Below are 23,211 nucleotides of genomic sequence, written 5' to 3'. Positions count from 1 at the left end.
GTGCCGCCGCCGGTCAGCGGGGGTCGGTCGCCAGGCCCTCGATCGTGGCGGACGGCGAGAAGGCGCGCACGGTGCCGGGCTCGGGGCTCTTGGCGCAGAGGGCCGCCCGCTGCAGCCGGCTCAGCTCGCGCACCGTCGCCGCGCACAGCACGGCCGCCAGCCCCGCGCAGGCCAGTTCCGGCATCCCCACCCCCGTCAGGTCGCCCGCCGAGGCGCCCAGCGGCAGCCGGATCGTCACCAGCGCCAGCGCGGCCAGCCAGCTCAGCCACCACCCCGACACCAGCGCCAGCCATCGCCCGCGGCGGCCCGCCGGCGGCCGGGTGCCCCGCCACACCTCGTCGACCAGCACCACCGGGGCGATCAGGTTGACGCCGGGCAGCAGCCAGGCGGCCGCCACCGGACCCGTCGCGGCCGAGCGGTCGTTGGCCTGCCTGGCCCGCACGAGCCAGGTCACGTAGGCGGCCGCGGCCGCGATCGAGGTGCCCGCCACCAGCATCATCAGCACCGCGAACGTCGTCACCGCCCCCACCACCGCTTCCGCGTCCGCCCCCTCGGGACGGCCGCCGAACGCGGCGAGCTGGGCGGCGAGTTCGCGGCCGCGGGCCTGTTCGAAGATCACCAAAGCGCCGAGGGAGAGGACCTGAGCAGTGAGTGTCACATATACGGCAGAGGCGGCTCTGTTAGGCGATGCCTGGGTGTAGCGCACGTTGTTCTCCCCCCGGGCCATGCGCTGAGGTTCTGATTCACTTGTATCCCGGGAGCCCCGCTGTTAATCAGCTCACCACGCCGGATTCCCACGCCCAAGCTGCGATTCCAACCCGATTACGGACACCGAGCTTGGCGAAGATGCTGCCGAGATGTGTCTTCACGGTGGAAAGCGACACGAACAGCTCCGCGGCCACCTCCTGGTTCGTCCGCCCCCTGGCCACCAGCCGTACGACGTCCAGCTCGCGATCGGTCAGCGGCTCGTTCACCGGGAGCATCGTCCGGCGGGGCTGGGCCAGGTGTTGCAGCAGCCGCACGGTCACCGACGGCGACACCAGCGCGTCACCCGCCGCGGCCGCCCGGACCGCCTCGATCAGCAGCGTGGGCCCGCTGTCCTTGAGCAGGAAGCCGGTGGCGCCGGAGCGCAGGGCTCCGTAGACGTACTCGTCCAGGTCGAACGTGGTGACGATGACCACCCGCAGCGGGTTCTCCACGCCGGGGCCCGCCAGCGCGCGGGTCACCTCCAGCCCGTCGAGCTTGGGCATCCTGATGTCGAGCAGGCACACGTCCGGCCGCAGCCGCCTGGCCTCCGCCACGGCCTCCGCCCCGTCCGCGACCGCGGCCACGACCTCCATGTCCGGTTGGGCATCCAAAATCATCTGGAAGCCGGTGCGTACCAGTTGCTGGTCGTCAGCGATGAGAACCCGAATAGTCACACCCCAACTCTAAGGATCAGCCGTTCGGCCGAGGCGGTTATGGACGCACGGCCGATCCTCCCGCCACCCCGCTCCCGGCAGGCTGGACGCCATGAACGACGTGCTTGTTGGACGGGCCCTGGCCAAGCGGTTCGGGCAGACGGTCGCCCTCGGCGGCGTGGACATCGCGATACGGGCCGGTGAAGCCGTGGCGATCATGGGGCCGAGCGGTTCCGGCAAGTCGACCCTGCTCCACTGCCTGGCCGGGATCATGAAGCCAGACGGGGGCGAGGTGCACCTGCTCGGGCAGCGCATCGACGCCATGGGCGAGCGGCAGCGCAGCGCGCTTCGGCGCACCCGCTTCGGCTTCGTCTTCCAGTTCGGCCAGCTCCTGCCGGAGCTGCCCGCGGAGGAGAACGTGGCGCTCCCGCTCATGCTGGGCGGGGTGCCGAGGGCCCAGGCGGTACGCCAGGCGCGCGAGTGGTTCGCGCCCCTCGGCCTGCACTCCATGGAGACCAGGCGGCCGGGCGAGCTGTCCGGCGGCCAGGCGCAGCGGGTGGCCATCGCCAGGGCGCTGGTGAGCAAGCCGGCCGTGGTCTTCGCCGACGAGCCCACGGGCGCGCTCGACCAGCAGACCGGGCAGGAGACGATGCGGCTGCTGGTGGAGGCGACCAAGCACAACGGCGCCTGCCTGATCGTCGTCACCCACGACCCGAACGTGGCCGCCTGGTGCGACCGCATGGTCGAGGTCCGCGACGGCCGGATCCTGGCGGGCGCGAGCGGGGTGCGCGCGTGAACCTCGACCTCACCTGGCGCCTGCTCAAGGGCGGCGGCCGCAGGGGGATGCTCGGCACCTGGCTCACGCTGGGGGCCGTCGCGGTGGCCACGGCGCTGCTGCTGTTCGCGGTGGCCGCGAACTCCGCCTTCCAGGCCAGGGCCGAGCGCGGCGCCTGGCGCAACCCGGTCCCGGTCTCCTCCGGCGCGGTCGCCGTCGAGGCGTCCCGCTACGACTTCGTCCGCGACCAGGCGATCACCGTCATCGACCTGGCCGCGCTCGGCAAGGCCCCCGCCCCGCCGCCCGGCCTGCCCCGCTTCCCGGCGCCGGGCGAGGTGTGGCTGTCGCCGGCCCTGGCCGAGCTGGCCAGGGAGCTGCCCGCGGCCGAGCTCGCCGACCGCTATCCCGATCCCGAGGGCGTGCTCGGCGACGAGGCGCTCGTCCACCCCGGCGAGCTGGTCGCGGTCGTCGGTCACGAGCCCGGCGCCCCGGCGATGACCGCCGCCCGCAGCGACGACTGGATCGTCGCCAAGCCGCCCGCCAAGGTCGCGAGCCTGGCCGGGAAGCCGAGTGAGGACGCCGAGGCGTACCGGATGCTCTCGCTCATCGCCAGCGTGCTCATGGTGGTGCCGCTGCTGGTCTTCGGGGGCGCGGCGGCCCGGCTCACGGTGGCCCGGCGCGACCAGCGGCTGGCCGCGCTGCGGCTGGTCGGGGCGACGCCCGGCCAGGTCGTGACCATGACCGTGACCGAGGCGGTGATCGTCGCGCTGGCCGGCGCGCTCACGGGTGCCGTCGCCTTCGCCCTGGCCGTGCCGCTGCTGGCCGGGATCAGGATGCAGGGCGGGCCGTGGTTCGTCTCGGACCTGTTCCCGGACCCGCTGATCCTGGCCGCCGTGCTGGTCGCGGTGCCGCTGCTGGTGGGGCTGTCGGCGGTGGCCGGGCTGCGGCGGGTCGTGGTGAGCCCGCTCGGCGTGGCCAAGCGGGAGACGCCGCCCGCCATGCGGTTCGTACGGGTGCTCGCCCTGCTGGCGGTGCTGGCCGCGTTCCCGCTGCTGACCAGGGGCACCAGCGTGGCGATCGTCGCGGTGGCGCTCGCTCTCGCGTTCCTGTGCGTCAACCTGGCCGGCCCGTGGGTGGTCGGCATGATCGGCCGGATCACGGCCGGCAGCGCGCGCGGCCCCGCCCGGCTGCTCGCCGGCCGCCGGCTCGTGGACGACCCCCGCTCGGCCTGGCGGACGGTGAGCGGTGTGGCGCTGACCGGCTTCGTGGCGGGCTTCCTGGGCCTGCTCAGCCCGGCGGCGTTCGACGACCAGGCGGCCGGGCCGCCCCAGCTCCGCGTCACCGCGCCCGCCGGGCAGGCGGCGGAGCTGACCGGCCGGGCCCGCGAGCGGCTGCGCGAGGCGGGGGTGACGGCCACCGTGCGGCCCGTCAAGAACGTCGTCGTCGCGTCCCTGGGCAGCGCCGCCGACGCGGCCACGCTGGACCGGGCCCGCACCGCGCTCTCCGGGCTCGTCCCCGGCCGCACGCCCACCACGGAGACCGACGACCAGCGCTTCGGCACCCAGATCCTCGCCGACGTCCGCGTGGGCACCATCGTGGTGCTGTCGGTGTCGTTCCTGGTGGCCATCGCCAGCTCGGGGATCACCGCCATGTCGTCGGTGCTGGACCGGCGGCAGGCGTACGGGCTGCTGCGGCTGGCCGGCACGCCGCTGGAGGTGCTCGACCGGGCCCGCCGGGCCGAGACGCTCATCCCGCTGACGGTGATGGGCGGCGGGGCGATCCTGGTCGGGGCGTTCTGCGCGATGCCGTTCATGATCGGCGGCATCAACGTGATCGGCGTGACGACCCTGGTGGGCTGCGTCGTCGTGGGCTTCGCCGGCGTGATCGGAGCGGGCGCGCTGAGCCGCCCGCTCCTGCGCTCGGTCACCGCCGACCCGGCCCCGCGCCCGGACTAGCCACCCGGTACGAGCCGGGCGCCCGGCCCGCGCCCGGCGTCGCCTCTGCGATCAGCCGTCGAGCACGAGGTCGCGGACGAGCTTCAGCGTCGGCTCGTCCCGCGGCCCCATGACCAGCAGGCTCGTGACCGGGCTGCGGTGCCACAGGTCGAGGCGCTCCTTGATCCGGCCGGGCGGGCCGACGAGCGAGATGCCGTCGGCCAGCTCGTCCGGGATCGCCCGGAACGCCTCGTCCTTGCGCCCCGCCAGGTAGAGCGACTGGATGTGCTCGGCGGCCTCGGCATAGCCCATCCGGCCGATGATGTCGGCGTGGAAGTTGCGCTGCTTGGCGCCCATGCCGCCGATGTACAGCGTGAGCATCATCTTCACGCCGTCCAGCGCGGCCCGGACGTTGTCGGAGATCATCACCATCACCATGGCGGCCACGTCGAAGCCTGGAGCGGCCCCCGACAGCGCCTCGCCGTACATCTCCTCGATCTTCTCGGGGAAGGCGAACAGCGGCAGCCACCCCTGCCCGATCTCCGCCGCGAGGGCGACGTTCTTGGGGCCCTCCGCCCCGAGGTAGACGGGGATGTCCGGCCTGAGCGGATGGGTGATGAGCTTGAGCGGTTTGCCCAGCCCGCCGGCCAGGGGCAGCGGGTAGTGCGGGCCGTCGCTGGTCACCGGCTCCTCGCGGCGCCACACCTTGCGCATGATCTCGACGTACTCGCGCGTCCTGGCCAGCGGGCGGGCGAACGGCTGGCCGTACCAGCCCTCCACGACCTGCGGCCCGGAGGCGCCCACGCCGAGCAGCAGCCGGCCGCCGGTGAGGTGGTCGAGCGTCATGGCGGTCATCGCCGTCGTGACCGGGGGCCGGGCCGAGATCTGGGCGATCGAGGTGCCCAGCTTGATGCGGGTCGTACGCGCGCCGTACCAGGCGAGCGGCGTGAAGACGTCGCTGCCGTACGCCTCGGCGGTCCACACCGAGTCGTAGCCGAGCCGTTCGGCCGCCAGCACCGACTCCGTCGCGTCGTCGGCGTTGCGCTGCCAGTAGCCGAGGTTCAGGCCGAGCTTCATAGGACACCTCCGGAATTAAGTTCTATTACGGTCGAGCTCGATCCTGGTGTCAATGGGATCTTCCGGGGAAGTCAGACTCTGTGCTCAAAGTGCTCTGTCGACTCGCCTGCCTGCTGCTTCTCCTGCCGGCGGCCGAGCCCACGATCGCCGAGGGCGACTCACGGCCGAACATCGTCCTCGTGCTGGCCGACGATCTCGAGAGCGGCACCCTGCCGAATTTCCCGAACATCACCCAGCACCTCGTCGGCCAGGGCACCTCGTTCGACCGCTTCTTCGTGACGAACTCCTGGTGCTGCCCGTCGAGGGCGTCGATCCTGCGCTCCCAGCACGTGCACAGCCACGGCGTGCTCACCAACACCCCGCCCGAGGGCGGCTTCGACCGCTTCCACACCCAGGATCTGGAACGTTCCACGATCGGCACCTGGATGCAGCAGGCCGGCTACCGGACGGCGCTGATGGGCAAATACCTCAACCACTATCCGGGAGCCTCGGCCCAGGAGTCGTTCGTGCCGCCCGGCTGGAACGAGTGGAACGTGCCGGTCCGCGCGCTCTACCAGGAGTACGGCTACCGCCTCAACGAGAACGGCAGCCTGTACGACTACGGCTGGTCCGAGCAGGACTACCTGTCCGACGTGCTGGCCCGCAAGGCCCACGACTTCATCACCGGATCGCAGGAGCCGTTCTTCCTCTACCTGGCCCCGACCGGCCCGCACAACCCGGCCAACCCCGCCCTCCGGCACCTCGACGCCTTCCCGACGGCCACGGCGCCGCGCACGCCCTCGTTCAACCAGGAGGACGTCAGCGACGAGCCGCTCTGGCTGCGCACCAGGCCCAGGATCCCGGAGCCGGCCATCGCCGGGATCGACGAGCGCTACCGCACCCGGCTGCGATCCATGCTCGGCGTGGACGACCTCGTCGGCTCGGTGGTCCGGGCCCTGCAGGAGTCGGGCAAGCTCGACAACACCTACATCTTCTTCACCTCCGACAACGGCTTCCACCTCGGGACCCACCGCCTCAAGCAGGGCAAGACCACCCCGTTCGAGGAGGCCATCAAGGTCCCGCTCGTCGTCCGCGGCCCCGGCGTCAAGGTCGGCGCGGCGGTCACGCAGATGGGCGCCACGATCGACCTGGCACCGACGTTCGCGGAGCTGGGCGGGGCCACGGCGGCTCCGTTCGCGGAGGGCCGCTCGCTGGTGCCGCTGCTGAAGGGGACCCCGCCGGGGGACTGGCGAAAACAGGTGCTGATCGAGTTCAGCCGGCCGGCCGACCCGTCGTCGGCGGCTCAGACGCCCGTGCCCGCCTATCAGGCGTTGCGGACCGATCAGTACACGTATGTGCGCTACGAGACGGGGGAGCGGCAGCTCTACGATCTGCACGCTGATCCGTACCAGCTGCGGAACCTGGCCGAGTACGCCGATCCGGCGCTGGTGGGGCGGTTGGACCAGCGGTTGACGGGGATGGCGGGGTGTTCGGGGGCCACGTGCCGGGAGGCGGACCGGCGGGAGTGAGCCGCTGACGGATCAGCGGAACAGCGACGGGTACGCGTGCGCCAGGTGCTCCGAGACGGCCTGGGCGGCCTCGTCGGCAGCGCCCCGCTCGATGGCCTCCAGGATGCGTACGTGGTCCGCGCGCAGGACCGACGTGTCCCCCAGCCGTTGCACCGCTTCGACCGAGTACCTCCGCATCGAGTCGCGGAGCGAGCGCATGATGGCGGCGATGAGCCGGTTGCCCGACGCGTCCGCGATCGCGCAGTGGAAGGCCGTGTCGTGCTCCACGAACTCCTCGGCCGTCTTCGCCCCGTCCATCCCGTCCAGGGCGGCGGCCAGCGCGGAGGTGTCGGCCCCGGTGGCGGCCGCCTGCGCGGCGGCCCACTGCTCGATCATGTGCCGGGCGTCGATGACCTCGCGCATCTCCAGGCTGGCCAGGCCGAGGTGCAGCCGGAGCAGGTCGGTCAGGGCGGAGTCCGGGCGCGAGGTGAGCACGGCTCCGGCGTCCGGACCCCGGCCCACCTGCGAGGAGACCACGCCCAGCGTCTCCAGCACGCGCATCGCCTCGCGCACCGACGAGCGGCTGACGCCGAGCTGCTCGGCGAGCTGCCGTTCGGCGGGCAGCCGGTCGCCGACGGTGAGGCCGTCCTCGGTGATGCGCCGCTCGATCTGGGCAAGAACGTCCTCGAACGTCCGCGTTCGCTTGACGGGGCGCCAGCCGGTGCCGTCCAACGAAGCCTCCTGGTGCCGGGATGGATGGTGGCCGGAAGTGGTGTGGTTCGGTATGGTCTGACCATACTGTGGTCGGACCATACCTTGGAAGGAGAGTCGTGCGAGTCGCCCTGTTCATCACGTGTGTGAACGACACGCTCTTCCCCGGCACCGGCAAGGCCGTCGTGTCGCTCCTGCGCAGGCTCGGCTGCGACGTGGACTTCCCCGCCGCCCAGACGTGCTGCGGGCAGATGCACGTCAACACCGGTTACCGGGAGGAGGGCGTGCGGCTGGCCCGGCACTTCACCGAGGTGTTCGCCGGATACGACGCGGTCGTCGCGCCGTCGGGCTCGTGCGCGGCCATGGTGCGCGAGCAGTACCCGAAGCTGGCCAGGCCGGGCAGCAGGGGAGCGGTGGCGATCGCGGAGGTCGTCCCGAAGGTGTATGAGCTGTCCGAGTTCCTGATCGACGTCCTGAAGACCGATGACGTCGGCGCATATTTCCCGCACCGGGTGACATATCACCCGACGTGCCACTCGCTCCGCGGCCTCCACCTGGGCGACCGGCCCACCAGGCTGCTGCGGAACGTACGTGGCCTGGAGCTGGTGCCGCTGCCGGGATCCGAGGAGTGCTGCGGCTTCGGCGGCACCTTCGCGGTCAAGAACCCGGCCGTCTCCGCCGCGATGGGCGCCGACAAGACCCGCAACGTCCTGGGCACGGGCGCCGAGGTGCTCTGCGCGGCGGACAACTCCTGCCTGATGCACATCGGCGGCACCCTGAGCCGCCAGCAGACCGGCGTCAGGACCATGCACCTGGCCGAGATCCTCGCGTCCACGGAGGAGGCCCAATGAGCTCGACGTTCCTCGGCATGCCGGGAAGTTTCCCGGAGAACGCCAAAGAGGCCGTACAGAACTCCCAGCTCCGCTTCAACCTCCGCAAGGCCACCCACACCATCCGCGGCAAGCGGGCGAGCGTCGTCGGCGAGCTGCCCGACTGGCAGGAGCTCCGCGCGGCCGGCAAGGCGATCAAGGACCACACCCTCCGCAACCTCGACCGCTACCTGCTCCAGCTCGAGGCGGCGGTGACCCGGGCGGGCGGCACCGTGCACTGGGCCAGGGACGCCGCCGAGGCCAACCGCATCGTGACGGACCTGGTCAAGGCCACCGGCGAGACCGAGGTGGTCAAGGTCAAGTCGATGGCCACCCAGGAGATCGAGCTCAACCAGGCGCTGGCCGCGGCGGGCATCACCGCGTACGAGACGGACCTGGCCGAGCTGATCGTCCAGCTCGGCGACGACTTCCCGAGCCACATCCTGGTCCCGGCCATCCATCGCAACAGGTCGGAGATCCGGGAGATCTTCCTCGACAAGATGCCCGGCGTGTCGCCCGACCTCACCGACGACCCGCCGGCCCTGGCCGAGGCGGCCCGCCTCCACCTGCGGGAACGCTTCCTCAGGAGCAAGGTCGCGATCTCCGGCGCCAACTTCATGGTGGCCGAGACCGGCACGCTGGTGGTGCTGGAGTCGGAGGGCAACGGCCGCATGTGCCTGACCCTCCCGGAGACCCTGATCAGCGTCGTCGGGATCGAGAAACTGCTGCCGTCCTGGCGGGATCTGGAGGTGTTCCTCCAGCTCCTTCCGCGAAGCTCCACGGGCGAGCGGATGAATCCGTACACGAGCATGTGGACGGGCGCGGTCGAGGGCCAGGAGTTCCACCTCGTGCTGCTCGACAACGGCCGCACCGACGTGCTCGCCGACGAGGTGGGCCGCCAGGCGCTGCGCTGCATCCGCTGCTCGGCCTGCCTGAACGTGTGCCCCGTGTACGAGCGCGCGGGCGGCCACGCGTACGGCTCGGTCTATCCCGGCCCGATCGGCGCGATCCTCACCCCGCAGCTCAGGGGCATGTCCTCCGAACTGGACGCCTCGCTGCCGTTCGCCTCCAGCCTCTGCGGCGCCTGCTACGAGGCCTGCCCGGTGGCCATCGACATCCCCGAGGTCCTGGTGGACCTGCGGGCCAAGGCCCCGCACGCGGCGGCCGAGCGGGCCGGCATGAAGGTCGCCGGCTGGATATTCAACGACCACCGCCGGCTGGCCAAGGCGCAGCGCGCGGCCGGCCGGCTGCGCAAGCTCGTCCCCAAGCGCATGCCCGGCCCGCTGTCGGCGTGGACCGACACCAGGGACATTCCTGAAATTCCGGAAGAATCCTTCAGAGACTGGTGGGAGCGGAATGAGCGCGCGTGAGGAGATCCTCGCCCGGATCGGCAAGGCCGTCGCCGGCGTGGAAGACGTGGAGATCCCCCGGCACTACCGCACCGAGCGGCCGGGCGAGGCCCTGGTCGAGCTGTTCGCCGAGCGGGTGGACGACTACCGGGCGATCGTGCACGTCATCCCGGCGGCAGAGGTGCCGGGCAAGATCGACGAATGCCTCGGCGAGCGCCGCATGATCGTCCCCGACGGCTTCGACCGGGCCGGCGGGTGGAGCGACGTCAGGACGGCCGACGGCGTGGTCACGAACTGCGCCGTGGCCATCGCGGAGACCGGCACCATCGTCCTCGACCACGGCCCCGGCCAGGGCACGAGGGCGCAGACGCTGGTCCCCGACTACCACCTGTGCGTGGTGCGGGCCGACCAGATCGTGGCCGGCGTCCCGGAGGCCGTCGCCCGGCTCGACCCGGCCCGCCCGCTCACCTGGATCAGCGGCCCGTCGGCCACCAGCGACATCGAGCTGAACCGGGTCGAGGGCGTGCACGGCCCCCGGACCCTCGAAGTGATCATCAGTACCTGAGCACGGCCGCCACGTCCGGCACCGCGTCGGTGAACCACAGCTCGGCGTCCGTCATCGCGGCCGCCCTGGCCAGCGCGGAGTCCGAGCGCTCCTGGATCGGCTCCTCCACCCCCCAGCGGTGCAGCTCACCCTGGTCGGTGGCCAACTGCGTGCCGCCCTCGCCGATCCAGACCGGCTTCGGCAGCTCGCCGGGCACGAGCACCGCGTGCACCCGGCCCTCGCGCAGGGCCTGCGAGACCCGGGCCATCCCGGTCGGGCCCGACGACTCCTGGTGCCGTTCGAGCAGCTCGGCGCGCCGGCGGTCGAGCCAGTCGTCGAGGGCCCGCTCCACGTCCACCTCGAACTGGCCGTGGTCCTCGCGGCTGCCGTGCTCGACCATCGTCACCCGGTCGGCGGCCTTGGTGCCGAGGTGGTGCAGCAGGTACGAGCGCGACTTCGGCTCGCCCGCCACCAGGACCAGCTCCGCCCCGATGCGGCGTACCTGCTCGTCGATCTCGTGGGCCACGGCGACCGCGTTCTTCTCCCACGCCTCGTCCACGGCCCGCTCGTACCGCTTCTGCGACCAGCCGCCCTGCGCGGTCTTCTGCAGCGGCCACGAGGCGGCCTCGACGGTGGCCTTGCGCGGCGACCCGCCTCCGAACACGGTGACCTCGGCCCCCGCGTGGTCCACGATGACCCGGATGTGCGGCACGTTCTCGCCGCGCTGCATCAGCATGGGGGTGACGTGCGGCAGCGAGGTCCAGACGGCCAGCTCGGACGGCGCCCGCGCGAGCGACTCGGCCAGCACCACGTCACCGTGCGTGGCGAACAGCGCCCGCCCGGCCGCGGCCCGCAGGGCCTCCTCCTGGAGGGCGTCCAGGGTCGCCTTGTCGGCGTGGTGGTCGAGCTGGTCGCGTACGCCGCGCCAGTGGCTCTCCCGCTCGGGCCCGGTGAGCGCGCCCAGGTAGACGGACGCGTACGGGCCGCGCCGCTCGTACAGGGGCCGGATGAAGTCGAGCCGCACCGGTCACCACCTCCGCTTTTCCACGCCGATGCCGAGTGCCTTGGCGATGTCGGCCATGTTCACGAAACTGCGGTCGGGGAGGGCCTCGACCATGTCGATCACCGGGTCCGGGGCACCGTGGCGGTGGGCGCGTTCCAGCAGCTGGCGCTTGTCCGCCGGCCAGTGGGTGTCGCTCAGCCACTTGGCCAGGTCGCTGCGGACGTCGACGTCGCGCTGCGTCATGCCTTCGGGGACGCCGGGGGCGTGACCGGGCGGGTACGACTGCCGCGGCTCCTCACCGGCCGCCGGCATGGCCTCGGGCTCCTTCCACTCCTCGGCGTGCGTCGAGCCGCCACCGCGCATCATGCCCTCGGTCTCGTGCTTCTGCTCGTCGTCCAGGCGGGGCCCGTGCTTGTCGCTCCCACGTTCCATAGTTCCCTCACTCCTCTCAGTGCGCCCCTACCCCCGCTTTCGTGGGCAAACATCGCGGGTGTGTAGCCTGCCGAGCGTGTTCGATCCTGACGTGAGCATCGCCACGGCACGGCTTACGCTGCGGCCATTCGGCCTCAAGGACGCGCGCAGAGTCAGCTCCATCGTGGGGTCCGGCGTCCAGTTCCTGCCGCCGGGCGCCCCGGCCAGGCGCTCGGGCGTGCACCGGTGGCTCATGCACGACGTGCACGAGCTGCGTCGCTCCGGTCAGGGGGTCCACCTGGCCATGGCCGACGCCGACGGGCTCATCGTGGGCGCCATCAGCCTGTTCAAGACGTCGTGGACCGCCGGCACCGCCGAGGTCGGCTACGGCGTGCATCCCCTCTACCGGGGCCGCGGGTTCGCCACCGAGGCGGTACGCGGGCTGACCCACTGGGCATTCAAGACGGTGGGGCTGCGCAGGATCGACCTGACGGCCAACCTGGACAACCTCGCCTCGCTCCGCGTGGCCTGCAAAGCGGGCTTCACCTGGGAAGGCGTGCTCCGGGACGCGGTCCTGGACGGCGACGGCACGCACGACCTCGTCATCTTCGGCCTGCTGCGCCACGACAGCGGCACGCGCACCGCCGCCCTGCCCAGGACGGAGCTGCCACCGAGCGGCTGCTCCTCCGGCCGCAGGGGCCCCAGGACGTCCGGCACCTGACGGACACCGCCGCGGACCCGCTGTCGCAGGCGTACACGGGCGTGCCCCGTGACTACACCGAGGAGCACGCGCGGGCGTACATCGCCCACGCGGAGCGCCTGCGGATGAGGGGTCTGGGCGCCGTCTGGACGGCCGAGGAGCTCGGCACCGGCCGCTACGTGGCGAACGTGGACCTGCAGCACCTCGACTGGGACAACCGGACCGCCGAGGTCGGCTACATGGCCGCCCCCTGGGCCCGGGGCCGGGGGTTCACCGGCGAGGCCGTGCGGGCGCTCGCGCGCTGGCTGTTCGAGCAGCACGGATTCAGCCGGCTCCAGCTGCGCGCCGTCGTGGCCAACACCGCGTCGCAGCGGGTGGCGGAGAAGGCCGGGTTCGTCCGCGAGGGCGTCGCCCGCGCCTCGCTCGGCGGCGCGGACATGGTCATCTACAGCCTCATCCCGTCCGACCTGGCCTGAGGGCACACCGGACTGACCCCCGCACCCTTTGTGAATCTCCTCCGCAGCCGTCACCCTTGAGGTGAGGACGGTGAGGCGCATGATCACGGTTGTCGGCTGGGACGGGTCCGAGCTCTCGGCCAGGGCGGTGGACAAGCTGCACGAGGCCAGGCTCGTCGTGGGGCCGGACGCCATTCTCGGGCAGCTCAGGCTCACCGCGGCGACCGCGGCCGACGGGTCGCTGCTGGAGACCCTCGACGACCACCTCGAACATGGCGAGGGGCCCGCGGTCGTGGTCGCGGAGGGCGATCCCGGATTCTTCGGCGTCGTACGCACGTTGCGGGCACACGGCCTCAAGCCGGACGTCCTGCCCGCCATCTCCCTCGTCAGCCGCGCCTTCGCCTGCGCCGGCCTCAACTGGGAGGACGCCCTGGTCGTCGCCCCGTCCGGCCCCGGCCAGCTCAACCGGGCCGTGAACGCCTGCCGCGCCCATCCCAAGGTGGCGCTGCTCGTCGCTCCCGGCGTCGGCCCCGGCGAGATCGCCAGGGAGCTGGCGCCCACCACGCCGCGCGCGCTGATCGTGTGCGAGGACCTCGGCGGCCCCGACGAGCGGGTCACGCACAGCCGCATGGGCGAGGCCACCACCAGGCCGTGGAAGGACCCCGACGTGGTCCTCGTCATCGACCCGCTGCACCAGGCCAAGGAGCCGAGCTGGGTGGCCGGCGCCGGGCCGGGGCCCGCCGAGTGGGCGCTGCCGTTCGAGGGCGGGCTCCCGCCGGAGGTCAGGGCGTACGTGCTGGCCAAGCTGGGGCCCCGGCTCGGCGACCTGGTCTGGGACGTCGGCGCGGGCGTCGGCCAGATCGCCGTCGAGTGCGCTCGCCACGGAGCGGCCGTCATGGCCGTCGAGCGGGACGAGCAGCGGTGCGCCCAACTGCGCTCCAACGTGCTCGAACACGGCGTGAAAGTGGCTCTGACCAGGGGACAGGCGCCCCCGGCGCTCGAGCCGCTGCCCGACCCCGACGCCGTCTACGTGGGCGGCGGCGGCCTCGACGTGGTGGTGGCCTGCGCCGCCCGGCGCCCGCGCGTGCTCGTGTGCGCGCTGAGCAAGGTCGAGCAGGTCACCGCCGTGCTGGACCGGTTGCGCGAGCAGGGCTACCGTGGCGAGGGCACTCAGATCCTGGCCTCGAAGCTGACCCTCAACCCCGACGGTTCCCACCGCCTGACCGCCTCTGACCCCGTTTTCGTGGTGCATGCGACACCTGCGCACACAGCGTGACCTGTTCCCTACCGGTGCGCATCGGTTATCCTCGCGTGACTTTGTCTAGCGCACCGGAGAATCCCTCACAATGAAGCCGCCGCTCCTGCTGATCGGGCAGGGCTCACAGGACGACGCCTACGCCGCGGAGTTCGGCAGGTTCGTACACCGCCTGCGCTGTCGACTCGACCAGACCGGAGCGGACGTGTCGGGGGGCTATCTGGAGCGGGCCACGCCCCGGCTGAGCGATTCCGTCGCCTCCCTGGTCGCCAGGGGTCACCACCGGCTCGTGGCGCTGCCGCTGAGCCTCAGCCGGGTGGGCGAGGAGTTCCCCGCCGCGATGGCGCTGGAGCAGCAGCGGCACCCCACGCTGATGTACGACTACGGCCGCCCCCTCGGCCCCGACCCCCGCGTGCTGGCGCTGCTGGCCGAGCGGCTCAACGAGGCCGCCGCCGAGATCTCCAAGCCGCGCGCGCTGGAGCTGGTGGGGGCCAGGCCCCGGCTGCGCGCCGTGGACGCGATCCCGTCCGACGACCTCCTCACGCACGTCGAGCCGGGGGAGACCGCGGTCGTCCTGGTCGGCGAGGGCTCCACGGACGCGACCGCGAACGCCGAGATCCACCGCGTCTCCCGGCTGTTCTGGGAGACGCACGCCTACGACTTCATGACCGTCGAGACCGCGTTCGTGTCGGTCACCCCGCCCGGGGTGCCCGGCGGGCTCGAGCGCTGCCGCCGCCTGGGGGCCAAGCGGGTGATCGTGGTGCCGTACCTGCTGTTCGCGGGCGGCATGCTCGAGCGCGTGTGGGCCCAGGCGCTGGCGTACGGGGCGGGACACCCCGACCTCGACATCCGCTGCGCCGAGGTGATCGGCGACTGCGAGATCCTGGCCGACGTCGTGATCGACCGATACGAGGAAGCGCTCCAACTCGTTCCCTAAGTGGAGGTTCGTAGTGCTCGCTGAGACACTCGCCGCGATCCGCCCGGCAGACGCGCCGGCGCTCGCCGAGGCCCGCGCCCATCAGGACCGCCTCACCAAGCCCCGCGGTTCGCTCGGCGCGCTCGAGGAGATCGCGATACGCCTCGCCGGGGCGGCCGGCACCAGCCCGCCTCCCATGCCGGCGCCGGCTGCCCTGGCCATCTTCGCCGCCGATCACGGTGTGCACGCCCGCGGTGTCAGCCCGTGGCCGCAGGAGGTCACGGTCCAGATGGTCGCCAACTTTCTCGCGGGCGGTGCGGTGGCCAACGCCTTCGCCGCTCAGGCCGGCGCGTCGGTGACCGTGGTGGACGTCGGCGTCGCCGCCGACCTGCCCGACGCGCCCGCCCTGGTCAAGCACAAGATCGCGTACGGCACCGCCGACCTGTCCAAGGGCCCGGCCATGACCGTCGACCAGGCCGTCAGGGCCCTGGAGGCCGGCATCGTCGTGGCCAGGGACCTGGTGGCCAAGGGCGCGCGCTGCCTGATCACCGGCGACATGGGCATCGCCAACACCACCGCCTCCGCCGCGCTGATCTCCGTCTTCACCGGCAAGGACCCGGCCGAGGTGACCGGCAGGGGCACGGGGATCGACGACGAGACGTACGAGCTCAAGGTCGGCATCGTCCGCGAGGCCCTGCGCGCGAACGCGCTGTCGGACGCCTCGACGTCGCCCAGCGAGGCGCTGCGGGCCCTGGCCGCCGTCGGCGGGTTCGAGCACGCGGCCCTGGCGGGCTTCATCCTGGCCGGCGCCGCGGCGCGGGTGCCCGTGATCCTGGACGGCGTCATCGCCGGCGCCGCCGCCCTCGTGGCCGCCGCGCTCGATCCGGCCGTCACCGACCACTGCGTGGCGGGCCACCGCTCCGCCGAGCCCGGCCACGCCGCCGCGCTCGCCCACCTCGGGCTGCGCCCGCTGGTGGACCTGGAGCTGCGGCTCGGCGAGGGGACGGGCGGGCTGCTGGCGCACCCGATGGTGTGCGCGGCCGTACGCGTGATGCACGACGTGGCCACGTTCGATTCGGCGGGAGTGACCGAAAAGCCCGTGTGATGATGGAGACACTGGAGGTGCTCAGTGTCTCGATATGGACCGATGTACGGCCCTGACATCACGTTTCTCGGCGTCGACCGATGCGACGTCAACGACCCGGCGAGCTACGAGGGCGCCGACGTGGTGATCATCGGCGCCCCGTTCGACGGCGGCACCTCGAACCGGCCGGGCGCCAGGTTCGGCCCGATGGCGCTGCGGCAGGCCTGCTACCTGCCGCACGACGGCTCCCGGCCCAGCCTGGCGCTGCGCGTGGACGCCCTGCGGGACCTGCGGGTGCTGGACGCCGGTGACGTGGAGTGCTATTCGGGCGACGTCGAGGGGGCGCTGGCGGCGATCGAGGAGGCGGTGCACCGGGTGGCCGCCTCGGGGGCGATCCCGCTGGTCCTCGGGGGCGACCACACGGTGGCGCTGCCGGACGCGCGGGGCACGGCCAGGGCGTACGCGGCGGGGCGTACGTCGATGATCCACTTCGACGCGCACGCCGACACCGGGGACATCGCCTTCGGCCACCTGTACGGCCACGGCCAGCCCATGCGGCGGCTCATCGAGTCCGGGGCCATCCGCGGCGACAGGTTCCTGCAGATCGGGCTGCGCGGCTACTGGCCGGAGCCCGAGACGCTCGGCTGGATGGCTTCGCAGAAGATGCGTTCATATGAGATGACCGAAATTGTGGCTCGCGGGCTTGACGAATGCCTGACGGAGTCGTTCCGGATCGCGCTCGACGAGTGCGACCAGATCTTCCTGTCGGTGGACATCGACGTCTGCGATCCCGGCCACGCGCCCGGCACCGGCACGCCCGAGCCGGGCGGGCTCACGGCCAGGCAGCTCCTCGATGCGGTTCGCCGGATCTGCTATGAAATGCCGGTGGCCGGAATGGAGGTGGTCGAGGTGGCGCCGCCGTACGATCACGCCGACATCACGGCCTACCTCGGGAACCGGGTTATCCTTGAAGCCTTGTCAGCGATGGCCAGACGCCGTAAGGACGATGAGGGCGGGCCTCGCTGGGATCCCCGGCAACCTCTTCTCGACGGTCGTTAACCCGTGCGCAGCAAATGACACATGCGGAGCCGGTAGGTTTAGCTGCTAAACACAACCTTCGCGAACGGGAGATTCCCCCCATGGGTCCCTACCTCCTCGGCCTGCGGCTTTCCGGCCGCCGGGTCCTCGTCGTGGGTGGCGGCCGTGTCGCCCAGCGGCGCGTTCCCGCGCTGCTAGAGGCCGGTGCGGAGGTCACCGTCGTGTCGCCGTCCGTCACGCCGGCCCTCGACGACCTGATCGCCGCGGGCAGGGTCACGTGGCACGCCCGGCCCTACGAGGTCGGCGACTGCGACGGGGCCTGGCTCGTGCAGGCGTGCACCGATGAGAGATCCGTCAACACGGCGGTCGCCGCCGAGGCGGAGGCCAAGCGCGTGTGGTGCGTGCGGGCCGACGACAAGGACGCCTCCGCCGCCTGGACACCCGCCACGGGGCGGGTCGACGAGATCAGCGTGGCCGTCACCGCGGGCGGCGACCCGCGCAGGGCCGCCGGCATCCGTGACGCGATCGTCGAGGCGCTGCGCGACGGCACGGTCGACGCCCGGCGCAACCGCACCAAGCCGGTCGGCGTGGCGCTCGTCGGCGGTGGCCCCGGCGATCCCGGCCTGATCACCGTGCGCGGGCGGCAACTCCTCGCCCAGGCCGACGTGGTGGTCGCCGACCGCCTCGCGCCCCGGGCGCTGCTCGACGAGCTGGCCCCCGACGTCGAGCTGATCGACGCCGCCAAGGTGCCCTACGGCCGGTCGCTGTCCCAGGAGACGATCAACGAGCTGCTCGTGGACCGCGCCAGGCAGGGCAAGTTCGTGGTCCGGCTCAAGGGCGGCGACTCGTTCGTGTTCGGGCGCGGCGGCGAGGAGATGATCGCCTGTGCCCAGGCTGGCATCCCGGTGCTGATCGTCCCCGGCATCACCAGCGCCGTCGCGGTGCCCGCCGCCGCCGGGGTGCCGGTGACGCATCGCGGGGTGAGCCAGGAATTTCACGTCATCTCCGTGCACGTGGCACCCGACGACCCCAAGTCCACCGTCGACTGGCCCGGCCTGGCGCGTTCCCAGGGCACGCTGGTGCTGATGATGGCCGTCGAGCGGCTGGCGAAGGTCGCCGAGGCCCTGCTTCGCGACGGACGTTCGCCGGAGACTCCCGTAATGGTGGTACAGGACGGTACCCTTCCGACCCAGCGGGCGGTAATCGCTTCGCTTTCCACCGTGGCCGACCGCGTGTCCGCGGCTGGGATACGGCCGCCGGCGATCGTCATCGTCGGCGACGTCGTGAGGGTCGGCCAGGAGGTCGAGATGGTTCGAGCGGAGCGCTTGCCGTGAACACGGCCATGGATGACGGGCGGCACGAGTCACCCGGGGAGCAGACGTTGAGCTTCCGCCCGGTGACGGATGATGACCTCGACGAGGTCCGGGACGACGACGCCCTGGACGGCGAGGGGACGGCGCGCGACAAACGCGCCGACCCCGGCACGCCCGACGGGCCCGACCACCCGGCCCCCCACGACCCCCGCCCCGACCAGGCCGCCCGCGACGCACCGGCCGAATCGCCCGGCCGCGACCCGCGCGCCGGGTCAGCCGGGCGCGATGCCCCGGGCGGTCCGGCCGGTCGCGATGCCCGGGACGGATCGGCCGGGCGTGATGCCCGGGACGCTTCGGCCGGGCGTGATGCCCGGGACGCTTCGGCCGGGCGTGATGCCCGGGACGCTTCGGCCGGGCGGGATGCCCGGGCCGAGGCTGCCGACCGTGAGGCCGATGAGGGCTCTGCCGGTCAGTGGTTCCGTGGCGAGCCCGCCGTCCGCGGGGCTCGTGAGGAGCCCCCTGCTCGACGGCCCTCGCTCTTCGAAAAGCCTGCCGCGCTGCGGCGGCCCCCGGCGGCCGACGGCCCCTCGGGGCACCGGCCACCGCCGGGCTTCGACCACCAGCCGGCCCCTGAGGGGCGGCCTGGCGCTCAGGGAAGGCCCGGAACTCAGGGACGGCCGGACGCTCAGGGACGGCCTGGCGCTGAGGGGCAGCCGGACGCTCAGGGAAGGCCCGGAGCTCAGGGACGGCCGGATGCCCAGGGACGGTCGGAGGCTGAGAGGCGGCCGCGTTCTGGGGTGTGGCCCGGTCCTGAAGGACGGCCAGGCGATGACGGGCGGCCAGGCGCTGGGGAGCGGCCGGGTGCTGGGGCGTGGCCGAGTTTCGAGGAGCCGGAGCCGTCATCCCCATCCTCGGAGCGCCCCTCGCTCTTTGTGCGGCCCGCCGCGCTCGGCGGTCCCGGCGCCCGTACGACCCTACCCGCCTCGGACGATGCGCCCCCGGCCCCGGACACCGCGAGGTCCTGGGACAGGCACGAGCCCCGCGACGAGCAGCCACCGGCCACGGACGTGCCATCCGCCGAGGCCCAGCCGCCTGTGACCGACGAGGAGCCGCCTGCTGCCGTCGAGCCCGCATCCGACGCCGACCCGTATACGCCGGTCTCCGAGGCAGACTCCCAGGTCGAGCCGGCTTCGTCAGACGTCGCCGAGGCCACCGTGGGAGCGGAAGTCGCGGCGGAAACGGAAGGCGCGGAGCCGGACGAGCGTGCGGACAGTGCTCATCCCGCTGACGGCGCAGACCTTGCGGGCCGCGCCGAACCGGCGGACAGCGACGAGCCCGCCGAGGGCACCGACCCCGCACTAGCCGCAGACCATCGCCTTCCGGACGCCGAGGACACTGCGGACACCGAGGATGACGGTGAACCGGCGGACGATGCCGGCGAGGGCGAGGGCGAAAGTGAGGGCGACACCGGCGCTTCCGCCGGCACCACCACCTCAGACGACCCCAAGACCACCCCGGGCAAGGGCGAGGTGCTGGAGGAGTTGCCCGCCGAGGCCGCCGAGGCGCTGATGTCGGCGCTCGACGCCCTCCGCGAGAGCATCGCCGACCTGCGCTTCGGCCTGGACCTGCCCGGCTCCGAAGAGGCCAAGCAGGCACAGGCCGAACTGCTGGCCCAGCTGGAGGACTACGTCCTGCCCCGGGTGCGGACCAGCGCCGCCCCCGCCCTCATCGTGATCGCGGGCTCAACGGGTGCCGGCAAGTCCACCCTGGTCAACAGCCTGGCGGAGAAGAACGTCTCCCGCACCGGCGTACGCCGTCCGACCACCGGCACCCCGGTCCTGGCCTGCCACCCCGAGGACCGGAAATGGTTCGCCGAGGGCGAGCTGCTCCGCGGCCTCGAGCGGCTGGACAAGCCCGAACCGGAGGCCGGGATGCGCAGCCTGGTCATCGTCGCGACCGAGAAGCTGCCCCAGGGCGTGGCGCTGCTCGACACCCCCGACATCGACTCGGTGGTCGAGGAGCACCACGACGTCGCCCACCGCATGCTCGACGCCGCCGACCTGTGGGTCTTCGTGACCACGGCGGCCCGCTACGCCGACGCCCCCGCCTGGAACCTGCTGCGCCTGGCCAAGGAGCGCGGCGCCCGCCTGGCGATCGTCCTGTCACGGGTGCAGGAGAAGTCCGCGGACGTGGTGCTCAAGCACTTCGTACGCATGCTCACCGAATACGGGCTGGGCGACATCGACAGGTTCGTCATCCACGAGTCGAAGGTGGCCGACGGCAGGCTGCCCGACAACGAGGTGACCGACCTGCGGCTCTGGCTGGCCGAGCTGTCGGTGGACGAGGAGCGGCGGGCCCAGGCCGTACGCGAGACGCTCAACGGCGTGCTCAACAGCTTCCGCACCCGCGTACCCGCGCTGGCCAAGCACCTGGAGGCGCAGGTCGCGTTCAGGGCGGAGCTGCGCAGCGACGTCGAGGCGGCCTTCCGGGGCGCCCTCGTCGAGATCGACAAGACCTCGAAGAACGGCTCGCTGCTGCGTGGTGAGGTGCTCGCCCGCTGGCAGGACTTCGCGGGTTCCGGCGACCTCATGCGCTCGCTGCAGGTGCGCAAGCGCAGCCGGGCGGCCAAGCAGGCGCCGGAGCGCGTGCTGGCGTTCAAGGCGGCGATCCGCACCGGGCTCGAATCGGTGATCGTCGCCGCCGCCAACCGTGCCTCGGAGGAAGTGGTCGCGCGCTGGCGGCACCGTTCGGAGCTGGGGGCCAAGCTCGGGGAGAACCTCGACAGGCCGTCCGACAATCTCGTACGCCACACCGGCCGTACCATCGCGTCCTGGCAGGAGCATCTCAGCGAGCTCGTACGCACGGAGGGCGTGGCCAAGCGGTCGGTGTCGAAGCTGGTCTCGTTCGATCCGGACTCGCTCGCCCTGATCTTCATGGTCGCCATGTTCAGCGGTGGCAACGGCGAAGGCGTGCCGCACCGGCTGGTCAACGCCCTGCTCGGTGCGGAGTCGCTGCGCGGCATCGGCGCCAAGGCGCTCAGTGATCTGCGGGCCAGGATCGGCGTGCTGTTCGACGAGGAGGCCATGCGTTACGTGCAAGCGCTCGACTCCGCGGGCATTCCCGACGACTCCGTCGCGACCCGGCTCTATCAGGCAACGTACAACCTCGAGGTCGCTCGATGACCACCATGACCACCAGACCGGGGCTCGCTCCGCGATTGGCCGCGCTCACCAAGGTGGTGGAGCTGGGCCCGGGGCGGCTGGACAAGAAGCTGCTCAACGAGGCCAACGGACTGCTGCTGCGGGCCGGGGACCGGCTGAAGCTGTCGTCGGAACACACCGTCGTCGCCCTCGCGGGCGGGACAGGCAGCGGCAAGTCGTCGCTGTTCAACGCGATCTCCGGGCTGGAGCTGTCGCCCACCGGCGTACGCAGGCCGACCACCGCCCGCACCCACGCCTGCGTGTGGGGGCTGGAGGGCGCCGGGCCGCTGCTCGACTGGCTGCAGATCCAGTGGCGGCACCGCTTCTCGCGGGCCAGCGCGCTCGACAAGGGCGACAGCCAGCTCCACGGGCTGATCCTGCTCGACCTGCCCGACCACGACTCGATCAGGGCGCTCACCGACACCGAGGCCGACCGGCTCATCGGGCTGGCCGACCTGGTGGTGTGGGTGCTGGACCCGCAGAAGTACGCCGACGCCTCCACGCACCGGCGCTACGTGACGGAGCTGGCCGGGCATGACGCGGTGACCGTGTTCGCGCTCAACCAGGCGGACCGGCTGACCACCGAGGAGCTGGCCGAGCTGGTCATCGACCTCAACGACCTGCTGCGCAGGGAAGGCGTCGAGCACCCCAGCGTCGTACCGACCTCGGCCGTCACCGGGCGGGGCGTCGAGAGCCTCAAGAGCGTCATCGCGACCGCGGTCGCCCGGCGGCGCGCCGCGATCCAGAAGCTCGAAGCGGACCTGCACCGGCTGGAGCAGAAGCTCAGCCAGGCCATGCCGATGGGGGAGGCGCTGTCCGCGCCGTCCACGGTCGACGAGGCCCGCCGGATGGGGCTGACGGACGCGTTGTGCGACGCGGTGGGCGTGCCGGCCGTGGGCGAGGCCATGGAGAACGTCTACGCGGAGCGGTCGAGCCGCTGGGTCGGGTGGCCGTACCCGAGGTGGATCGGGAAGTTCCGTACCGACCCGCTGAAGAGCCTGCGGCTGGAGGACGTCGGGGAGGAGATCCGCGGCATCGCGACCACCTCGGTGAGCGCCCAGTCGGCCGAGGTGGCCAACGCGGTGCAGGCCCTGGCCGACGGGCTGTCCATGGGGATGCACCCGGTGTGGCGTACGGCCGTGCACCAGGCGGCCCGATCCCGCTCCGGCCAGCTCCCGCAGGCCCTGACGGAGGACCTCGCGGAGGTGGCCCCGCAGCTCGACCGGGTGCCGGGCTGGTGGCGGGCGCTCAAGGTGTGGCAGTACTTCCTGGTGGTGGCGTTCGTGGCCGGCCTCGCCTGGCTGGTGGTCGGCCTGCTCATGCCCGGGCAGCTGCCGCCCTCGCTGGAGTTGCTGGGCGAGAGCGCGACGCTGCCGTGGGTGGGACTGATGATGGCCTCCGTGCTCGGGCTCGGGGCGTTGTCCGGCATCGCGTCCCGGAACTTCGTGGAGCTCGGGGCGTCGCGGGAGCGGGAGCGGCTCGAGCGGGAGATGAGACGCCGGGTCGCGGCGGTGTCGGCCACCATGGTGGTGGAGCCGGTGGAACGCGAGCTGGGCCGCCACCACTCCTTCTACACGGCCATGCGGGACCTGTCGGTGTGACGTCGACGCGAGCGGGCCCACGCCGACAGGCCCGCTCCGTCCGGACGAACCACGCGCGCTCGCCACGTCCGACCCCCCGGTTTCAAACG

At 72.4% G+C, this 23,211-nt stretch carries 21 protein-coding genes; 15 read left to right on the top strand and 6 right to left on the bottom strand.

Going from position 1 to position 23,211, the window contains the following annotated elements; translation table 11 throughout:
- Positions 1-13: 13 nt before the first annotated feature.
- Together ACTWPW_RS22585 and ACTWPW_RS22580 are read right to left on the bottom strand one after the other, a co-directional pair.
- The gene (locus ACTWPW_RS22585) at positions 14-619 is read right to left on the bottom strand and encodes a DUF4328 domain-containing protein (protein ID WP_375116117.1); all 606 of its coding nucleotides are present in this window, start codon (positions 617-619) and stop codon (positions 14-16) included.
- A 154-nt stretch (positions 620-773) separates the two neighbouring features.
- Positions 774-1,421, bottom strand: coding sequence for a response regulator transcription factor (locus ACTWPW_RS22580; RefSeq protein ID WP_364136836.1), 648 nt, complete (start codon positions 1,419-1,421; stop codon positions 774-776).
- Positions 1,422-1,512: 91 nt separating this feature from the next.
- Here ACTWPW_RS22580 and ACTWPW_RS22575 point away from each other — a divergent pair, with 91 nt between their 5' ends.
- Together ACTWPW_RS22575 and ACTWPW_RS22570 are read left to right on the top strand one after the other, a co-directional pair.
- Complete coding sequence (locus ACTWPW_RS22575; RefSeq protein ID WP_364136838.1) at positions 1,513-2,196, top strand: ABC transporter ATP-binding protein; 684 nt, start codon at positions 1,513-1,515, stop codon at positions 2,194-2,196.
- On the top strand, positions 2,193-4,130 hold the full coding sequence (locus ACTWPW_RS22570; protein WP_443169836.1) for an FtsX-like permease family protein: 1,938 nt from the start codon (positions 2,193-2,195) through the stop codon (positions 4,128-4,130). Before ACTWPW_RS22575 ends, ACTWPW_RS22570 begins: the two co-directional genes overlap by 4 nt.
- Before the next feature lie 51 nt (positions 4,131-4,181).
- On the opposite strand, the gene ACTWPW_RS22565 is transcribed toward ACTWPW_RS22570, so the two are convergent.
- Positions 4,182-5,186 carry an LLM class F420-dependent oxidoreductase gene (locus tag ACTWPW_RS22565; protein WP_375116119.1) on the bottom strand — a complete coding sequence of 335 codons (1,005 nt, stop codon included), beginning with the start codon at positions 5,184-5,186 and terminating at the stop codon, positions 4,182-4,184.
- 89 nt (positions 5,187-5,275) lie between these two features.
- Here ACTWPW_RS22565 and ACTWPW_RS22560 point away from each other — a divergent pair, with 89 nt between their 5' ends.
- A complete protein-coding gene (locus ACTWPW_RS22560; protein WP_443169835.1) occupies positions 5,276-6,694 on the top strand; it encodes a sulfatase family protein in 1,419 nt (472 codons plus the stop codon).
- Positions 6,695-6,706: 12 nt separating this feature from the next.
- Here the strand turns inward: ACTWPW_RS22560 and ACTWPW_RS22555 are convergent, their stop codons facing one another.
- Positions 6,707-7,405 (bottom strand): FadR/GntR family transcriptional regulator, encoded by a 699-nt coding sequence (locus ACTWPW_RS22555; RefSeq protein WP_375116121.1) that lies wholly within the window; start codon positions 7,403-7,405, stop codon positions 6,707-6,709.
- A 98-nt stretch (positions 7,406-7,503) separates the two neighbouring features.
- Here ACTWPW_RS22555 and ACTWPW_RS22550 point away from each other — a divergent pair, with 98 nt between their 5' ends.
- From ACTWPW_RS22550 to ACTWPW_RS22540, 3 genes are read left to right on the top strand one after another with little or no spacing between them, the layout of a single operon-like run.
- Positions 7,504-8,235 (top strand): (Fe-S)-binding protein, encoded by a 732-nt coding sequence (locus ACTWPW_RS22550; protein ID WP_375116122.1) that lies wholly within the window; start codon positions 7,504-7,506, stop codon positions 8,233-8,235.
- Positions 8,232-9,623: a lactate utilization protein B gene (locus ACTWPW_RS22545; protein ID WP_375116123.1), complete on the top strand. Its 1,392-nt coding sequence runs from the start codon at positions 8,232-8,234 to the stop codon at positions 9,621-9,623. Before ACTWPW_RS22550 ends, ACTWPW_RS22545 begins: the two co-directional genes overlap by 4 nt.
- The gene (locus tag ACTWPW_RS22540; protein WP_375116124.1) at positions 9,610-10,167 is read left to right on the top strand and encodes a LutC/YkgG family protein; all 558 of its coding nucleotides are present in this window, start codon (positions 9,610-9,612) and stop codon (positions 10,165-10,167) included. Before ACTWPW_RS22545 ends, ACTWPW_RS22540 begins: the two co-directional genes overlap by 14 nt.
- Here ACTWPW_RS22540 and ACTWPW_RS22535 read toward each other — a convergent pair.
- Entirely contained in the window at positions 10,157-11,170 is a 1,014-nt protein-coding gene (locus tag ACTWPW_RS22535) for a baeRF2 domain-containing protein (RefSeq protein ID WP_375116125.1), read from the bottom strand. The genes ACTWPW_RS22540 and ACTWPW_RS22535 overlap by 11 nt on opposite strands.
- A 3-nt stretch (positions 11,171-11,173) precedes the next feature.
- The gene (locus ACTWPW_RS22530) at positions 11,174-11,581 is read right to left on the bottom strand and encodes a DUF2795 domain-containing protein (protein ID WP_364127164.1); all 408 of its coding nucleotides are present in this window, start codon (positions 11,579-11,581) and stop codon (positions 11,174-11,176) included.
- Positions 11,582-11,657: 76 nt separating this feature from the next.
- On the opposite strand from ACTWPW_RS22530, the gene ACTWPW_RS22525 reads away from it, so the two are divergent.
- The 9 genes from ACTWPW_RS22525 to ACTWPW_RS22485 all read left to right on the top strand — a co-directional run bounded on the left by ACTWPW_RS22525 (position 11,658) and on the right by ACTWPW_RS22485 (position 23,122).
- Entirely contained in the window at positions 11,658-12,281 is a 624-nt protein-coding gene (locus ACTWPW_RS22525) for a GNAT family N-acetyltransferase (protein WP_443169834.1), read from the top strand.
- The gene (locus ACTWPW_RS22520) at positions 12,239-12,736 is read left to right on the top strand and encodes a GNAT family N-acetyltransferase (protein ID WP_443169849.1); all 498 of its coding nucleotides are present in this window, start codon (positions 12,239-12,241) and stop codon (positions 12,734-12,736) included. Before ACTWPW_RS22525 ends, ACTWPW_RS22520 begins: the two co-directional genes overlap by 43 nt.
- 79 nt (positions 12,737-12,815) lie before the next feature.
- The gene (cbiE, locus tag ACTWPW_RS22515; RefSeq protein WP_375116127.1) at positions 12,816-13,991 is read left to right on the top strand and encodes a precorrin-6y C5,15-methyltransferase (decarboxylating) subunit CbiE; all 1,176 of its coding nucleotides are present in this window, start codon (positions 12,816-12,818) and stop codon (positions 13,989-13,991) included.
- A gap of 70 nt (positions 13,992-14,061) precedes the next feature.
- Positions 14,062-14,907 (top strand): sirohydrochlorin chelatase, encoded by an 846-nt coding sequence (locus ACTWPW_RS22510; RefSeq protein WP_364127171.1) that lies wholly within the window; start codon positions 14,062-14,064, stop codon positions 14,905-14,907.
- Positions 14,908-14,920: 13 nt separating this feature from the next.
- Entirely contained in the window at positions 14,921-15,991 is a 1,071-nt protein-coding gene (gene cobT, locus ACTWPW_RS22505) for a nicotinate-nucleotide--dimethylbenzimidazole phosphoribosyltransferase (RefSeq protein ID WP_375116128.1), read from the top strand.
- 42 nt (positions 15,992-16,033) lie between these two features.
- Entirely contained in the window at positions 16,034-17,029 is a 996-nt protein-coding gene (gene speB, locus ACTWPW_RS22500) for an agmatinase (protein ID WP_364127175.1), read from the top strand.
- Between the two features lie 80 nt (positions 17,030-17,109).
- The gene (gene cobA, locus ACTWPW_RS22495; protein ID WP_364127177.1) at positions 17,110-18,342 is read left to right on the top strand and encodes a uroporphyrinogen-III C-methyltransferase; all 1,233 of its coding nucleotides are present in this window, start codon (positions 17,110-17,112) and stop codon (positions 18,340-18,342) included.
- 1,073 nt (positions 18,343-19,415) lie between these two features.
- Positions 19,416-21,503, top strand: coding sequence for a dynamin family protein (locus tag ACTWPW_RS22490; RefSeq protein WP_443169833.1), 2,088 nt, complete (start codon positions 19,416-19,418; stop codon positions 21,501-21,503).
- Positions 21,500-23,122, top strand: coding sequence for a GTP-binding protein (locus ACTWPW_RS22485; RefSeq protein WP_375116131.1), 1,623 nt, complete (start codon positions 21,500-21,502; stop codon positions 23,120-23,122). Before ACTWPW_RS22490 ends, ACTWPW_RS22485 begins: the two co-directional genes overlap by 4 nt.
- Positions 23,123-23,211 lie beyond the last annotated feature (89 nt).

This window comes from Nonomuraea sp. KM90 (assembly GCF_052246675.1).
GTDB lineage: Bacteria > Actinomycetota > Actinomycetes > Streptosporangiales > Streptosporangiaceae > Nonomuraea.
The sequence above is the reverse complement of the archived record's forward strand: the minus strand, read 5'-3'. Positions and strand labels throughout refer to the sequence as shown.

Bases quoted from the DNA above. Each gene is read 5' to 3' on its own strand.
- speB (WP_364127175.1), top strand. From the start codon at position 16,034: ATGTACGGCCCTGACATCACGTTTCTCGGCGTCGACCGATGCGACGTC.
- ACTWPW_RS22545 (WP_375116123.1), top strand. From the start codon at position 8,232: ATGAGCTCGACGTTCCTCGGCATGCCGGGAAGTTTCCCGGAGAACGCC.
- ACTWPW_RS22575 (WP_364136838.1), top strand. From the start codon at position 1,513: ATGAACGACGTGCTTGTTGGACGGGCCCTGGCCAAGCGGTTCGGGCAG.
- ACTWPW_RS22485 (WP_375116131.1), top strand. From the start codon at position 21,500: ATGACCACCATGACCACCAGACCGGGGCTCGCTCCGCGATTGGCCGCG.
- ACTWPW_RS22565 (WP_375116119.1), bottom strand. From the start codon at position 5,186: ATGAAGCTCGGCCTGAACCTCGGCTACTGGCAGCGCAACGCCGACGAC.
- ACTWPW_RS22540 (WP_375116124.1), top strand. From the start codon at position 9,610: ATGAGCGCGCGTGAGGAGATCCTCGCCCGGATCGGCAAGGCCGTCGCC.
- ACTWPW_RS22510 (WP_364127171.1), top strand. From the start codon at position 14,062: ATGAAGCCGCCGCTCCTGCTGATCGGGCAGGGCTCACAGGACGACGCC.
- ACTWPW_RS22530 (WP_364127164.1), bottom strand. From the start codon at position 11,581: ATGGAACGTGGGAGCGACAAGCACGGGCCCCGCCTGGACGACGAGCAG.
- cbiE (WP_375116127.1), top strand. From the start codon at position 12,816: ATGATCACGGTTGTCGGCTGGGACGGGTCCGAGCTCTCGGCCAGGGCG.
- cobA (WP_364127177.1), top strand. From the start codon at position 17,110: ATGGGTCCCTACCTCCTCGGCCTGCGGCTTTCCGGCCGCCGGGTCCTC.